The sequence below is a fragment of the Lachnoclostridium sp. An138 genome, assembly GCF_002160765.1.
In the GTDB taxonomy this organism is placed as follows: Bacteria; Bacillota; Clostridia; order Lachnospirales; family Lachnospiraceae; genus Laedolimicola; species Laedolimicola faecalis.
Genome location: NZ_NFLF01000001.1, coordinates 181,724 through 196,301, shown reverse-complemented (window position 1 = coordinate 196,301; position 14,578 = coordinate 181,724). Strand labels below are relative to the sequence as shown.

The following is a 14,578-nucleotide window of genomic DNA, read 5'->3' as shown; positions in this document are numbered from 1 at the left end:
GGCTATGAAAATACTGTGCTTTGGCTCGCTGAATATTGATTATACATATAAGGTGGAGCATTTTGTGCAGAAGGGAGAGACGATCTCTTCGCAGTCTCTGCAGGTGTTCAGCGGCGGAAAAGGGCTGAACCAGTCGATTGCTCTGGCGAAGGCCGGGGCGGAGGTATATCATGCGGGAGCAGTCGGAACGGACGGCGGTTTTCTGCTGAGACAGCTGGAGGAGGCCGGTGTAAACACAGAGCATGTGGCGGTTTTGGATGAGATTCGAACTGGGAATGCGATCATACAGAATGATAAGGACGGAGACAACTGCATTATCTTATATGGAGGGGCGAATCAGGCCATTACCAGAGAACAGGCGGATCAGGTACTGAAAAGCTTTGATAAAGGAGATTATCTGCTGCTTCAGAATGAGATTAACGAGCTTCCGTACATTATGGAAAAGGCTCATAGAAAAGGGATGAACGTCATTCTGAACCCTTCGCCCATGGATGAAAAAATGAAAGAGCTTCCTCTGGATGATGTGGACTATTTTCTTCTGAACGAGGTGGAGGCGGGACAGATTCTGAATACAGGGGAGACAGACGGGGAGATACTGGCGGAGAGACTGCTGGAACGCTTTCCAGGAGCATCCATTGTTCTGACGCTGGGGTCAAAGGGTTCGATTTATGCCGACCGGGAACAAAAGATACATCAGAAGGCGTACCGTGTCAGGGCGGTGGACACGACGGCAGCAGGAGATACTTTTACAGGATATTTCATTGCGGAGGCTGCTGCCGGACAGACTCCGGAAAAAGCCATGGATCTGGCGGCACGGGCATCTGCCATCGCAGTTACGCGGGCGGGAGCCGCTCCGTCGATTCCCTGGAGAAAAGAAGTGGAAGTGTGGCGGCCGGAAATGTAGGCTGATAAGAAGGGCAGGAATGGTTGAGATATGATTTTCCATTCCTGCTTTTTCTTTCGCGAGCGGCGGGAAATGCCGTTATGGCAGTATCTTGTTGACAATCCAGTCTAATACTGTTAGACTAAAGATGTCTAATGACATTAGACCAACAAAAAGGACAGGAAAACGGAACAGAACAGCAGAACAGTATGAGAGAACGTCCGGATGGCGGGAGAGGAGGGGGATAATGGAACCTTACAAGCTTGGAGAGATGGAACAGAAATTTGCGGACCTGATTTGGGAGAAAGAGCCGGTGTCTTCCGGGGAACTGGCAAGGCTTTGCGAGAAAGCCTTCAGCTGGAAGCGCTCAACCACCTACACCATGCTGAAAAGACTCTGTCTGAGGGGAATTTTCAGCAATGAGCAGGGGGTGGTAAGAGCACAGATGACAAAAGAAGAATTCCTGGCTGCTCAGGGAGAACAGTTTCTGGATGAGCATTTTGAGGGTTCGCTTCCAAAGTTTCTGGCGGCTTTTTCTCACAGAAAGCGGCTGAGCGAAAAAGAAGTGGCGGAGCTGAAAAAGCTGATAGAAGAGTATGAGGAGGGGGAAAATGACGGAACGCATTCTTGAAAGAGCGCTGATAGAAGTGTTGAATATGAGCCTGACGGCCAGCGTGGTGATTCTGGCAGTCTTTGCGGCGAGGCTCCTGCTTAAGCGCGCGCCGCGTATCTTTTCCTATGCGCTCTGGGCGGTGGTATTGTTCCGGCTGCTCTGTCCGGTATCCTTTTCGGCTCCGCTGTCCCTTCTGGGAGCTCTCCGGAATGAAGCAGGCAGCGGGGGCCGCATGGAATATATTGCGGAGGATATCGGGTACCAGATGAATCCGGAGCTCCATCTTCCGGCTCAGTCGATAAACGAGTCGGTAAATGAAGCGGTCAACAGTTCTCTGCCCCAGGGAAATCCGGCAGGCTCCGTGAATCCGATGCAGCTGATTCTCTTTGCAGCCGGAATTGTCTGGGGTCTGGGAATGGCGGTTCTGATGCTGTACAGCGTGATATCTCTTGTGCGCCTGAAAAGGCGTCTGGGAGGAGCGGTCAGGGAAAGCGAACGTATTTACCGGTTTTCCGGAAAGGGGTCGCCCTTTGTCTGCGGTATTTTACGGCCCAGAATTTATCTGCCGGCTCACCTGGCTCCCCAGGAAGAGCGGTACATACGGCTGCATGAGGAGATTCATATCCGGCGCCGGGACCCGCTGCTGCGGGCGCTGGCATGGCTGGCAGTTATGATTCACTGGTTCAATCCTCTTGTGTGGGCGGCTTTTCATTTCAGCGGGCGGGATATGGAGATGGCCTGCGATGAAGCGGTGATAAAGGAAATGGGAGCCGGCGTGAAAAAGGCATACTCGGAATCTCTGCTTGCCATGGCTTCCGGGAAAGGAATCTCACGGGGCATCCCTCTGGCCTTTGGAGAGGGGGATACGGGCAGCCGAATCCGCAATGTACTGCGTTACCGCAGACCGAAACGGCTGCTGGCGGCGGGAATTGCGGCAGCCTGTATTCTGCTGGCGGTCTGGCTGCTGGCAAATCCCGCAAAGGATTCCCAGGCAGTTTACTACGGAGTTGTGCAGTATTCTTTTTTGGGCGGCACGAATGATCTGCTTGTGGAGATACCGCGGAGCGGAGGGGTGAGTATTCCGGATGCAGAAAGGGTCACTTTCCATACGGGGGCTGAGATAGACAGTCTGGAAGCGGGCAATCTGGTGAAAATCACGTTTCCCAGAGGAGTCATTCCGGGGATTCTGGAAAGCTATCCCGGCAGCTTTACGGAGGATGCGGAGAGCATCGAGGTTATGGGCCAGGGAGGCTTCCGTCTCAGCTACGAGGGAGCAGACCAGTATCTGATGGCGCTTCCGTTTGAGCTTGCGCCGGAGGCGGAACAGGGGGATACTCTGGAAATCTGGCATGACGGAAATTTCGGCAGGGAGATTCTGGCGTCGGTTCCGGTCCTGTCCGTGGATGATGTGAATAACAATTTCTGGATTGCGCTCTCCACAGAGCAGACAGAGGCTTTTCTGCAGGAGTATGGTCTGGGAATTGAGTGCCGTCTGGTGCCGCTGACTCCGGAGGAAGCCCGGAGTGAGGAGACGATGGAACAGGCGGAAGAACCGGAGGTTCTTACAAAGGAGCTGCTGGCTGGCGGCAGTGTGCCGGATGGGGTGTACCAGATTTTTATCCGCAGTATCAGCAGGAGTCTTGAGGCGGTAGATTTTTATGTGGTGGATTTCTGGGATATGGAAGAGGACGGGCCGCTTCCCGCGCTTCCCTTTGTGGATTACTGTGCGTATCTGGTGAATCAGGAGATGAATACTCTCCGGTACGAGGCAGTGACCTTTGATGAATTTGCAGATGCTGTTTCCGGCGGGCTCTCCCGGATGAATGTTCCCTGCACCATCACCATTCAGGATGGCCTGATTACAAGGGCGGAGGTGGACAGCGCCTGGTACGGGGACGGGATCACATATGAGCCGTTTATCCGGGATACAGGTTACGAGGAACTGCAGGAGAGGCTGGGAATGACGGGAGAGGAGCTGCTGGAGGCTTATTATACGCTGGACAGTACGCAGCAGGCGGATATATCGGAGAGCCGCGGAACGGAGACGGCAGAGATTTATACAGGCAATACAGGAGACGGGGACAGCGGACTGGTTCTTCTGAAAAATAGAGACGGTGAGCTGCTCTATTCCATGTCAGCCCATACATCCAGGGCCGGATGGAACAGCATTTATCTGGGCACAGACGGGGAAAATGATTTCATCACGACTATTCATGCCGAGGACCGGGATACCTACGGAGAATACCGGTATCAGGTCTTCCGGCTGGGAGCCTACGGACAGATTCTGCAGGCGGCCGGTTCCTCCTTTAGCTGGAACCTGGAGGAAAACAGCCGTCCGAACGAAGAAAATCTGCGGCAATGGACAGATGGACTCAGACAGTATCTGGAGAACAGCCGCCTGCTTCTGAGCACACAGGACGGGGAAATCCGGACCTCTGGCACGTCCATGGAGATGTTGTCTCTGGAGGAATACAGCGTCCTGTATGGAAAATGAAGAAAAAGAATGGACGCGGGCGGGCAGTTTTCCGGCTTTATAAAAAATGATTGACTTTTTTCCCTCAATTGGTATGATTTTATTAAAAATACTTACCTTCAGGTTATGAGTCATGAGAAGGAACTTGTGATCAGAAGGCGGGAGGATTACAGGAGGGACTATGGATTTTATAACAATTGGCGAGATGGTGATTGACTTTATACCGGGACAGGAAGAAGCAAGCTATATCAGAAACGCAGGCGGAGCGCCGGCGAACGTGGCGATTGCTGCCGCGAGAAACGGCCTGGAAGCCGGTATCTACTGCAAGGTGGGAGACGACGATTTCGGAAGATTTCTTCTGAAGACCCTGCGGGAGAATAACGTGACGCCTCTGGCTCCGGAGATGACGAAAGAAGCGATTACAACTATGGCTTTTGTGTCTCTGGATGAGAACAATGACAGAAGTTTTACCTTTGCCAGAAAGCCGGGCGCTGATATGATGCTGGACAAGAGCGAGATTAAAGATGAGGATCTTAAGACCTGCCGGATCGTTCAGGCAGGCTCCTGCTCCCTGTCTGCAGGAAAAGCCGTGGAGGCTACGGAATATGCCATGGCAAGAGCACATGAGCTGGGCAAGCTGGTAGGCTTTGACATCAATTACCGCAACCTGATGTGGAATGATGACAAGGAAGCGTGTACCCGGGAAGTGCTTTCCATTTTGAAATATGTGGATTTCCTGAAGCTTTCCGATGAGGAGATCGATATGGTGGGAGGACATGACAATGTGCTGAACATCATGAAGGAGTATGACATCGCGGCGGCAGTCCTGACTCTGGGCGGCGGCGGAGCCGAGCTGTTCTATGACGGGCAGTCTTATGTGGTTCCCGGGTACCGTGTAGACCATGTGGCAGATACCACGGGAGCGGGCGACGCGTTCTGGGGAGGCTTCCTGGCCTGCGTGCTGAACCAGGGAGTGGCCTCTGTGGATCAGCTGAATGCGGATATTCTGAAATACGCAGTGAAGTACGGCAATGTAAGCGGTTCTCTGTCTGTCCGTGAGAAAGGAGCCATTGCGTCTCTCCCCACAAGAGAAAAGATTGAGCAGTTCCTTTCCGAGAATCAGTAGCGTCATGTCCAGACTGGGGGTAAATAAGGATTATCTGAAAAAGAGGAACAGAGGGCTGGTGCTGCAGCTGATTGCCACTGAACGCTGCTCTTCCAGAATCGAACTTTCCAGACAGACCGGGCTGACCAAGACAGGAATCTCAGCGATTGTCAATGAGCTTCTTGAAAAAGGCTATTTGACAGAGACGGAGAAAGCGAAAGAAGAGGAAGAAAATACGAAGGCCCAGGGCAGGAGCCCTGTAAATCTGGAAATTGCTCCGGGTTCTCCCAAATACGCAGGCGTCGTTATGGGCCGGGGATTTGCGGAAGCCGTTCTCTGCGATATGCGGCTGAAGCTGTATAAGTATGAGCGGATAGAACGGGAATGGAGCAGCTCTGAAGAATTGATGGAGGCAGTTTGTGTCCTTCTGGACCATATGCTGGAGGGCAGGGACGATGTGATCGGAATCGGCGTGTCCACGCCGGGGCCGGTGGATGTCAAGCTGGGAAAGATTATCAATCCCGGTTATTTTCACGGGATTAAGAATGTGTCAGTGACGGAACCTCTGAGGGAGAAATACGGTATTCCGATTTTTCTGGATCATGATGTTCAGAGTGTGGCCCTGATGGAGCAGCTTTACGGCAGTGGGAAAGATTATCAGGATATGCTTGTCATCTGTGTGGATGAAGGGTTTGGAAGCGGCATTATCATGGGAGGACGCCGTTATGAGAGCAATTCCGGATATCCGCCGGAGATAGGACATCTATCTATTGACCATCATGGGAACAGGTGCGGTATATGCGGGAACCTGGGCTGCCTTGAAACCTATGTGGGGACTGAAGTGATAGAGAGAAAGGTTGAAGCCGCCCTGGGAAAGAAAAAGGACTACCAGTCTATCTGCCGGATGGACAGCAATCCAAAAGTGCGGAAAATTATGGAAGAAATGCTTATGGATCTGTCCAGCGCGGTCATCAGCCTGGAAAATATTATGAATTTCGAGATTATTCTGCTGGGGCTGGGCGCCATATACTGGCCGGAACGGTATCTCACCATACTGGAGGATCTTATCAATGACCGGAAGTTTTCCAACAAAAAAGTGAGAACCCTTGTCAGAAAGACAAGTTTCCTGGACAAAGCTATGGTGCTGGGGGCAGTGTGCAACGCCATAAACAGAACGTTTGAAGGAGAGCTGATTGTTTAAACGAATAGTTAAAAGAAATAGGAGAGAGTAAGAACACGAAGGGATGCAGCAGCATGAAAAAAGAGGGGCTTTCAATTATCTGGAAGCTCTTCTTTTTTATGATAGTCATGTTGCACAAAAAAATGCAGAAAAATTTGTAGTAAATGTAAAAAGTAATTCATTGTATTGACAAGCACCATCAAAAAGGTTATAGTATTTTTAAATTAATTAGTAAGGCGAACGCACTAAATAAGACAGACTATCAAGCGGGAGTATAGAAATCATGAATGAAAATATCTGGAAAAAATCCTGTCACGTATCTCCGTCAATGATTACATTAGACATGTGCAATCTGGAGCAGCAGTGCAGGCTGATTGAGGAAGCCGGACTTGAGATGATTCACGTAGATATTCTGGATGGTCATTTCAGCCCGAGCATGCCGCTGGGACTGGATACGGTAAAGCAGATCGCAAAGAGGACAAAGCTGGAGCTGGAAGCCCATGTGATGGTAAAGGACCCGCAGTTCTTTGTGGACGAGTTGATCGAAGCCGGGGTTTCACAGATTGTATTCCATATGGAGACCTGTGATCATGTGGATGGAATGCTGAATTACATTCACAGCAAGGGAATCCGGGCGGGAGTGGCATTGAAGCCGGCTACCCCCCTGTATGAGCTGGAATATATTCTGGAGAAATGCGACGCGGTTCTGCTGATGCTGATCAATCCGGGATTCGCCCAGATGAAAGGAGAGGCGCAGACAGCCTATTCCGCAAGAAAGATTCATGACCTGCATGAGATGATTCAGTCCAGAGGGCTGGATACAAAAGTGATTCTCGACGGACGTATTTCGCCGGAGAACATCCGGACTTATGGAATGTCAGGAGAGGCAAATATCTTTGTGGCAGGAAGCACCTGCATCAGCAGGGAAGACCAGAAAGGCAGCCTGAAGAAGCTGAAGGCTCTGGAGGATGAGATCAACGGCACACAACCGTAAGAATAAAAAAAGAGGAATCAGTCAAATGGGATATTACAGTGAACATTATAATCAGACAGTAAAAGACGTGCTGGGAGAGATAGACAAGGCTCTTGGCGCGGTAGACCCGGAATCGGTGGAAAGATTCGTGGATGCGGTACTGAAAGCCGATCAGGTATATTTTGTAGGCGTGGGAAGAGTGCTCCTATCTCTTCAGGCCATCTGTAAGAGACTTGCCCACCTGGGAATCAAAACCCATTATGTGGGAGAGATTACAGAGCCGGCCATTACGGAAAAGGATCTGCTGGTGGTAGGCTCCGGAAGCGGCGGCTCCCTGTTTCCGCTGGGAATCGCGAAGAAAGCCCACGGCATCGGAGCAAAGATTGTACATATCGGTTCCAACCCGAACAGTGAGATGAAGGATTTGTGCGAGTTCATGGTCCGCATCCCGGTCAGAACCAAGAACTATCTGGATGATGAGATTGATTCTATCCAGCCTATGACCTCTCTTTTCGAGCAGAGCCTTCTGCTCTTCGGAGATGTGGTGGCGAAGATGATTATCGATGAGCGTGGACTGGATATGAAGAGCCTGTGGAGATATCACGCAAATCTTGAGTGACGGAAGGAACGTGGCAGCGATGAATAAGAAGCTGATGAAATACTGCGGAAGCCTTCAGCAGCTGGTATACGCCCGGCCGGTCACCTACAAGGAAGGCCGCGCGGAGCATATGAATGCGATTGAAGCAAAATGCGGAGACATTTTCTTTCATTCCGCGGCTGACAAGGCTCTCGACATTACAGATTTAACCTATAAGGGATTGAATATGACATTTCTGGCAAAGCCCGGACTGGAAGGAAGAAACCAGTACGATACCAATGGCCAGGAAGCCCAGAGAAGCATCATGGGCGGTCTGTTTTTTACCTGCGGTTTGGAAAATATCTGCGCTCCCTGTACGGTGGACGGCAAGGATTACCCCATGCACGGGAGGATGCGCACGACGCCGGCAGAGCATGTGTGCACGGATGTGATTACAGAAGGAGACAGCGTCCGCCTGGTGATTTCCGGCGAGATGCGGGAAGCGGAACTGTTCGGGGAGAACATGGTACTCCGCAGAAAGATAGAAAGTGTGCTGGGAGAGAACAGCATCACAGTGACGGATGAGATTGAAAACCAGGCGTTCCGCCCGGAGCCTCTGATGCTTTTATATCACTGCAATATGGGATATCCGTTCCTGAATGAGAACTGCAGGCTTTATGTTCCTTCTGTGAAGGTGACAGGAAGAGAAGCGTTTTCCGAGGAACATGTGGAGGAATGGGACAGGATCGATTCTCCAAAGGATAACGAGCCGGAATATGTGTTTATTCACGACATGAAATCAGATGAGAATCTGGACACCATGGTTCTGGTCGCCAATCATGAGCTGAATATCGGACTTGCGATTGAGTTTAACCGTAAGAACCTTCCCTATTTTATGGAGTGGAAATCCATGGCGTCAGGCGATTATGTGCTGGGCCTGGAGCCCTCGAATTCCAGCGTATACGGCAAGCTGCACCACATTGAGCAGAACAGCGTGCATTATCTGGAGCCTTTCGAAAAGGAAACCAATACCTTGAAGTTTTCCGTGGTGGAAGGCAGAGAAAAGCTGGAAGAAATGATTCAGAAAATCAATGCGCTGAAGGCGCAGGAGGAGTAATAGAGATGAAAAGATCAGAAATCAACGCAGTAATCAAAAAATTTGAAGCGCTGCTGGCGGAGTATAAGTTCGCTCTGCCTCCCTATTTAAGCTTCACTCCGGAAGAGTGGGCCGAGAAGGGACATGAGTATGACGAGATTCGTGACAATGCCCTTGGCTGGGATGTGACGGATTATGGCGAGGGACATTTTGATACCCTTGGCCTGGCTCTGATTACCATCCGTAATGGAAACGTACATAATCCCAAGTACAAGAAACCTTATGCGGAAAAGATTATGATGTGTGATTCCGGACAGGTCTCCCCGATGCATTTCCACTGGAACAAGATGGAAGATATCATCAACCGCGGAGGAAACGATATTGTCTTTACGTTTTATAACGCGGACCCGGACACCGGAGAGTTCCTGGATACAGATGTGCTGATCTGCCAGGATGGAAGACAGTATACGCTGCCGGCGGGAAGCCAGGTGACGCTTCACAGAGGCGAGAGCTTTACCCTGTATCCCTACCTGTATCACGAGTTCATCATTCCGGAGGGCGGCCCCGCTCTGATCGGCGAGGTATCCATGACCAATGATGACAACACAGATAACCGGTTCAAGAACCCTCTTGGAAGATATCCGTCTATTGAAGAGGATGAGCCGCCCTATCGTCTGCTCTGCACCGAATATCCGGCAGCGAAGGATTGAGTAACAGTATAAGGAAAACTGGTAACAGGAAAGTGTATACTCCTGCGAGGGAGTATTAAAAAATACACTCAAAAAATTTTTATCTAGGAGGATGAAAAAGATGAAAAAGAGAATTCTGGCTGCATTGTTTGCAGCAGCAATGGTTGCTTCTCTGACTGCTTGCGGTGGCGGAAATGACGCTGCTACAGATACCGCAGCTGAGGCAACTGAGGAGACCACAGAGGATGCAGCTGCTACAGAGGAGACAGCAGATGCTGCAGGAGAGACCAAGGATCTTTCTGAACTGAAGCTGGCTTTCATCGTAGGTACTGAGAATGACGCATTCTATCAGAGCGTTGAAGAGGGTATCGTTGCACAGTGTGAAGCTCTTGGAATTCCGAAGCCGACTCTGGCAGACCAGCAGCTGGACGGAAACATCTGCTCTGACCTGATTAACAACTATGTTGCAGCAGGATATGATGCAGTTGCTCTTTCTGCAAATGACCCGGCAGGAACCATGCCTGCAATTCAGGCTGCTAACGAGCAGGGTGTAAAGATCTTCACATTTGACTGTACTCTGGATGACGAGTATATGGATCAGTATGTTTCCTTCGTAGGTTCTAACAACTACGCAGGTGGTGTTACCGCTGGTGAGTACATTGCAGAGCATGCTCCGGAAGGATCTACTGTAGGCTGCATTACCTACGCTTCTGCACAGTCCACAAGAGACCGTCAGGCTGGTTTCGAGGAGACCATCCAGGCTGCTATCGACGGCGGCAAGGATCTGACTCTTATCGAGTCTCAGGATGCTGACAACGATCAGGCAAAGGCTTCTGATATCATGCAGAACCTGATTACTCAGTACGGCGATGACCTTTCCTACATCTTCGTAGTAGGTGACCCGACTGGTTACGGCGCTCTGGCTTCCATCCAGTCTGCTGGTGCAAGCACAAAGATCGTTGGTTTCGACGCTGGACAGACTGCATGTGAGTACATCGCAGATCCGGAAGTAGGAAAGATTTGGGAAGCTGAAGTTGCTCAGAATCCGGTTGGTATCGGTTCCGGTATCGTAGATAAGATTGCTGAGTACTTCCAGACTGGCGCTGTAGCAGGTGAGCAGAAAGACCTGATCGAGTGCGAGCTTGTAACTGCTGAGAACGTAGCAGATTACCTTGAATAAGAGATAAAACACACGGACTAAGTATTAGATTGGTCTGAAAGGGGGAGGGCCGGATACAGGAAATCCGGTCCTCTTTTTATAAGACCCGCAGACGGCCGCCGGGGACAGAAGGCGCCGGCCTGCCGCCCGCGGGAATAAAAAAGGAAATGGAGGACAGATATGCAACCGGTCTTACAGGTAAAAAATATTGCCAAGGAATTTCCGGGCGTTAAGGCGCTGGAGGATATCAGCATCGATTTTTATCCCGGTGAGTGCCATGCTCTGGTTGGTGAGAACGGCGCCGGAAAATCTACGCTGATTAAAATTATCGCCTCGATCTACAAACCTACAAGAGGCGAAGTGATTCTGGACGGAAAGGTATGCAACTTCAAAACTCCGAAGGATGCTCTGGATGCCGGTATCGCAGTAATTCAGCAGGAGACTTCTATCGCTCCGCATCTGACCGTGGCCGAGAATATTTATCTCGGATGCGAGCCGAAGCAGAAGAACGGACTTCTGGATCGTAAAAAAATGGAAGCCGATGCGCAGGCTGTGCTTGATGAGATGGGACTTGAAATTGACGCGCATACCCTTTGCTCCACATTGACAGCCGCGCAGCTGCAGATGGTGGAGATCGCAAAGGTAATTTCGAAACATGCAAAAGTAGTAGTTCTTGACGAGCCCACTTCCTCACTTTCTGAGAAAGAGATCGATTCTCTTTTTGAGCAGGTGCGTAAGATGAAGGCCGCGAATACTACTATGATTTACGTAACCCATCGTATGGCAGAGCTGTCCATTATCTGTGAAAGGTGCTCCATTTTCCGTGACGGCCTCAAGGTTGCGGAGTATAAAATCAATGAAGTGGATGAGCAGACGATTGTAAACAGCATGGTAGGACGTGAGCTGGGAGCTTTCGTAAAGCCGGATCACACTGCAAAGCAGGAGGTTCTCAGAGTAGAAAAACTCTGCCAGAAGGGCAAGTTTGAAAACGTAAGCTTCCATGCAAACGCAGGAGAGATTGTAGCCTTTTCCGGACTGGTAGGAGCAGGACGTACAGAGGTTATGGAAGCGATTTTCGGGGCTACGAAGCTTACTTCCGGAAAAGTGTATCTGAACGGAGAGGAAGTACATATTAAGAACCCGGCTGACGCTATCCGCAGAGGAATCGGACTTGCTACGGAGGACCGCCGGCGTACGGGACTTCTCCTTACCAAGACCATTGAGGAGAATATCGCGCTTCCCAATCTGCCGTTCCATGCGAAGAATGGTTTTGTAAATGTTCCCTGGGAGAAAGAGACCAGTGAGGAGTATATGGGCAAGCTGAAGATTAAAGCGCCGAATATCCTGACGCTTTGCGGCAATCTTTCAGGCGGTAATCAGCAGAAGGTTATCCTTTCTAAATGGCTGGCAGCGGGTGTTAAACTGTTGATCCTTGACGAGCCCACAAAGGGTATCGATGTAAACGCGAGAGCAGAGTTCTATGCCCTGATGGATCAGTTTGTAGAAGAAGGCGGAAGCATCATCATGGTGTCTTCCGATATGCCGGAGATTATCAAGGTGGCCGACAGAGCTTATGTTATGTCGGAAGGACGCCTGACCGGAGAACTGACACGGTCAGAGATTACAGAGCTGAATCTGATATCTCTTGCAAACCCTGTTTCTGATGGTTCTGATAAAAAGCCAAAGAAAAAGGCAGGGAAAAAATAAATCGGAACCGGCCATTATAAATGAAATTGATTAGAGAGAGGAAAATAAAATGAAAAAAGATAATGTGAAACAGTTAATCACTGATAATATAGTTGTAGTGGTACTGATACTTCTTGTTATCGGTTTTTCTATTGGAAACAGTACATTCTTAAAGACTGCAAACGTTATTAACCTGTTCGGACAGATGTGTCTGAACGCTCTTCTGGCAACCGGACTTACCTATGTAATTATCCTGGGCGGTATCGATATCAGCGTTGGTTCCTCCATGGCTATCACAGGTATTCTTGCTGCACAGGCAGTTCTCGCCCTTGGCGTGGAATCCACCTTCGCATGTATGGTAATTTCCATTCTGGTAGGTCTTGTGGCAGGAGCCATCATTGGTCTTTTCATCGGCTGGCTGATTGCTTACAGAGGTCTGGTTCCCATGATTTGTACACTGGCTTTGATGCAGGCGTTCCGCGGACTTGCCTATATCATTTCCGGCGGCGGTCCTGTATACGGACTTCCCACAGGCTTCTCCATGCTGGGCGCAGGCCGTCTGATTAAGACAGAGAGCTTTAAGACAGGTATCATTCCGGTTATCGTTATTTTCACTGCGATTGTTGTGGTTATCTTCCATATCATCCTTACAAAGACTGTATTTGGCCGTCATGTATTTGCGGTAGGCTCCAATGCTTCCGTAGCTCACATGTGCGGTATTGATACAAAGCTGGTAACTCTGAAGTGCCATATGATCTGCGGTATCACAGCAGGTCTGGCAGGTATCGTAGCGGCTTCCAAGGTAAACAACGGTCATCCCAATACCGGTGACGGTTACGAGATGTACGCCATTGCGGCTACCGTACTTGGAGGAACGTCTCTGTCCGGCGGTACCGGTTCTGTAGCAAGAGCCATGTTTGGATGCGCTATCATCGCAGTTATCAACAATGGTATGACGCTGATGGAGATTTCCGCTTACTGGCAGAAGGTCGTAATCGGTGTTATCATTATCCTGGCAGTAATGCTTGATATGGCTCAGAAGAAGAGAGCTGAATAATCAAACACCCCGCGGCAGACTGGCGGGAATAAAATGTAAAGTGGACTGGAGCATATGAGATACTTTTTGATTATCGATATTGGCGGAACCAAGACAACAGCTGTCGTGTTCAACGACCAGGGTGAGCCGGTAACAGATTTTAAAGTGAAAAGCTCCAGAACATATGAGGGTGAGGATGCGGTATTTCAGAATACCATAGAGCTCGCTTATGATGTTCTGGAAGCGGCAGGCAAGAAAAAAGAAGAAATCGAGGGCATAGGCGTGGCTGCGCCTGGCCCTCTCGATTACAAAACAGGACTGATTCTGGACGCGCCTCTGATGGGGTGGAAGAACTTTCCTCTTGGAGAGCGTCTGAGACAGGAATTCGGCGTGCCTGTCTATGTGGAGAATGACGGAAACCTGGGAGCCCTTGCGGAGGCCAACGTGGGTGTGGCAAAGGGCGAAAACGTGGTTTTGTATCAGACTATCAGCACAGGCTGCGGCGGCGGAATTGCCATAGGCGGCGAGATTTTCCACGGCCATTCCGGTTTTGCCGGAGAGTTCGGCCATGTGTCTATCAATTTCGCGGGACCAAAATGCGGCTGCGGCGGAAGCGGATGCTTTGAGCTGTACGCGTCAGGGACAGCCATGAACAACCGTATGAAACGGGATATGAAGTGTGGAATCCGTTCCCTGGCTTTCGAATCCATCGGCTATGACCCGGAGAAGGTAAATGGAAAGATCTTAAGTGATGCTGCGGAAAAGGGCGATCCCTATGCCATCAACATGCTGCAGCAGGAAGGATACTATATCGGAGTAGGCCTTTCCAACCTGTTTAATCTGTTTGATCCGGATGTAATTGTTCTGGCAGGCGGAATGGTGAAGGCTGACAAATATTTCTGGTATACCATGATGAATGAGATACACAGACATACCTGTTTCCAGGTGGAGGAGAACAGAATCCGTATATCAGAGCTGAACGATAAGGTAGTGGCTTATGGCGCGTACGTTATGGTGAAGAAGGCTCTTGACGGAAAGCTGTAGCAGAAATAAACTGCTGCAGCGAAGGAAACCGTAGCGCAGCAGACATATGTATTGGTGTATTGGC

General features: G+C 50.1%; 13 protein-coding genes. All 13 read left to right on the top strand.

The genetic code is table 11. From position 1 onward, the window contains the following. The first annotated feature begins 4 nt into the window (after window positions 1–4). The 13 genes from B5E82_RS00890 to B5E82_RS00830 all read left to right on the top strand — a co-directional run bounded on the left by B5E82_RS00890 (window position 5) and on the right by B5E82_RS00830 (window position 14,514). Window positions 5–904: a ribokinase gene (locus B5E82_RS00890; protein WP_087305378.1), complete on the top strand. Its 900-nt coding sequence runs from the start codon at window positions 5–7 to the stop codon at window positions 902–904. A gap of 226 nt (window positions 905–1,130) precedes the next feature. Continuing rightward, window positions 1,131–1,514 (top strand): BlaI/MecI/CopY family transcriptional regulator, encoded by a 384-nt coding sequence (locus tag B5E82_RS00885; RefSeq protein ID WP_087305376.1) that lies wholly within the window; start codon window positions 1,131–1,133, stop codon window positions 1,512–1,514. Continuing rightward, window positions 1,495–3,990, top strand: a complete 2,496-nt coding sequence (locus B5E82_RS00880) for a M56 family metallopeptidase (RefSeq protein WP_162610669.1) — start codon at window positions 1,495–1,497, stop codon at window positions 3,988–3,990. Before B5E82_RS00885 ends, B5E82_RS00880 begins: the two co-directional genes overlap by 20 nt. A 160-nt stretch (window positions 3,991–4,150) precedes the next feature. Beyond that, entirely contained in the window at window positions 4,151–5,095 is a 945-nt protein-coding gene (locus B5E82_RS00875; RefSeq protein ID WP_087305372.1) for a carbohydrate kinase family protein, read from the top strand. Continuing rightward, on the top strand, window positions 5,067–6,275 hold the full coding sequence (locus tag B5E82_RS00870) for an ROK family transcriptional regulator (protein ID WP_140393057.1): 1,209 nt from the start codon (window positions 5,067–5,069) through the stop codon (window positions 6,273–6,275). The genes B5E82_RS00875 and B5E82_RS00870 overlap by 29 nt, the downstream gene beginning before the upstream one ends. A 262-nt stretch (window positions 6,276–6,537) precedes the next feature. After that, window positions 6,538–7,248: a ribulose-phosphate 3-epimerase gene (locus B5E82_RS00865; protein ID WP_087305369.1), complete on the top strand. Its 711-nt coding sequence runs from the start codon at window positions 6,538–6,540 to the stop codon at window positions 7,246–7,248. Between the two features lie 25 nt (window positions 7,249–7,273). Beyond that, window positions 7,274–7,846, top strand: a complete 573-nt coding sequence (hxlB, locus tag B5E82_RS00860) for a 6-phospho-3-hexuloisomerase (RefSeq protein ID WP_087305367.1) — start codon at window positions 7,274–7,276, stop codon at window positions 7,844–7,846. Continuing rightward, window positions 7,839–8,921, top strand: a complete 1,083-nt coding sequence (locus tag B5E82_RS00855; RefSeq protein ID WP_242966207.1) for an aldose 1-epimerase family protein — start codon at window positions 7,839–7,841, stop codon at window positions 8,919–8,921. The genes hxlB and B5E82_RS00855 overlap by 8 nt, the downstream gene beginning before the upstream one ends. A gap of 5 nt (window positions 8,922–8,926) precedes the next feature. Continuing rightward, a complete protein-coding gene (locus tag B5E82_RS00850; protein ID WP_087305366.1) occupies window positions 8,927–9,610 on the top strand; it encodes a D-lyxose/D-mannose family sugar isomerase in 684 nt (227 codons plus the stop codon). A 100-nt stretch (window positions 9,611–9,710) separates the two neighbouring features. After that, window positions 9,711–10,769, top strand: a complete 1,059-nt coding sequence (locus B5E82_RS00845; RefSeq protein ID WP_162610668.1) for a sugar ABC transporter substrate-binding protein — start codon at window positions 9,711–9,713, stop codon at window positions 10,767–10,769. Window positions 10,770–10,928: 159 nt separating this feature from the next. After that, a complete protein-coding gene (locus tag B5E82_RS00840; protein WP_087305363.1) occupies window positions 10,929–12,455 on the top strand; it encodes a sugar ABC transporter ATP-binding protein in 1,527 nt (508 codons plus the stop codon). A gap of 49 nt (window positions 12,456–12,504) precedes the next feature. Then, complete coding sequence (locus B5E82_RS00835) at window positions 12,505–13,491, top strand: ABC transporter permease (RefSeq protein WP_087305361.1); 987 nt, start codon at window positions 12,505–12,507, stop codon at window positions 13,489–13,491. A 54-nt stretch (window positions 13,492–13,545) separates the two neighbouring features. Then, window positions 13,546–14,514, top strand: coding sequence for an ROK family protein (locus tag B5E82_RS00830; protein ID WP_087305359.1), 969 nt, complete (start codon window positions 13,546–13,548; stop codon window positions 14,512–14,514). Window positions 14,515–14,578 lie beyond the last annotated feature (64 nt).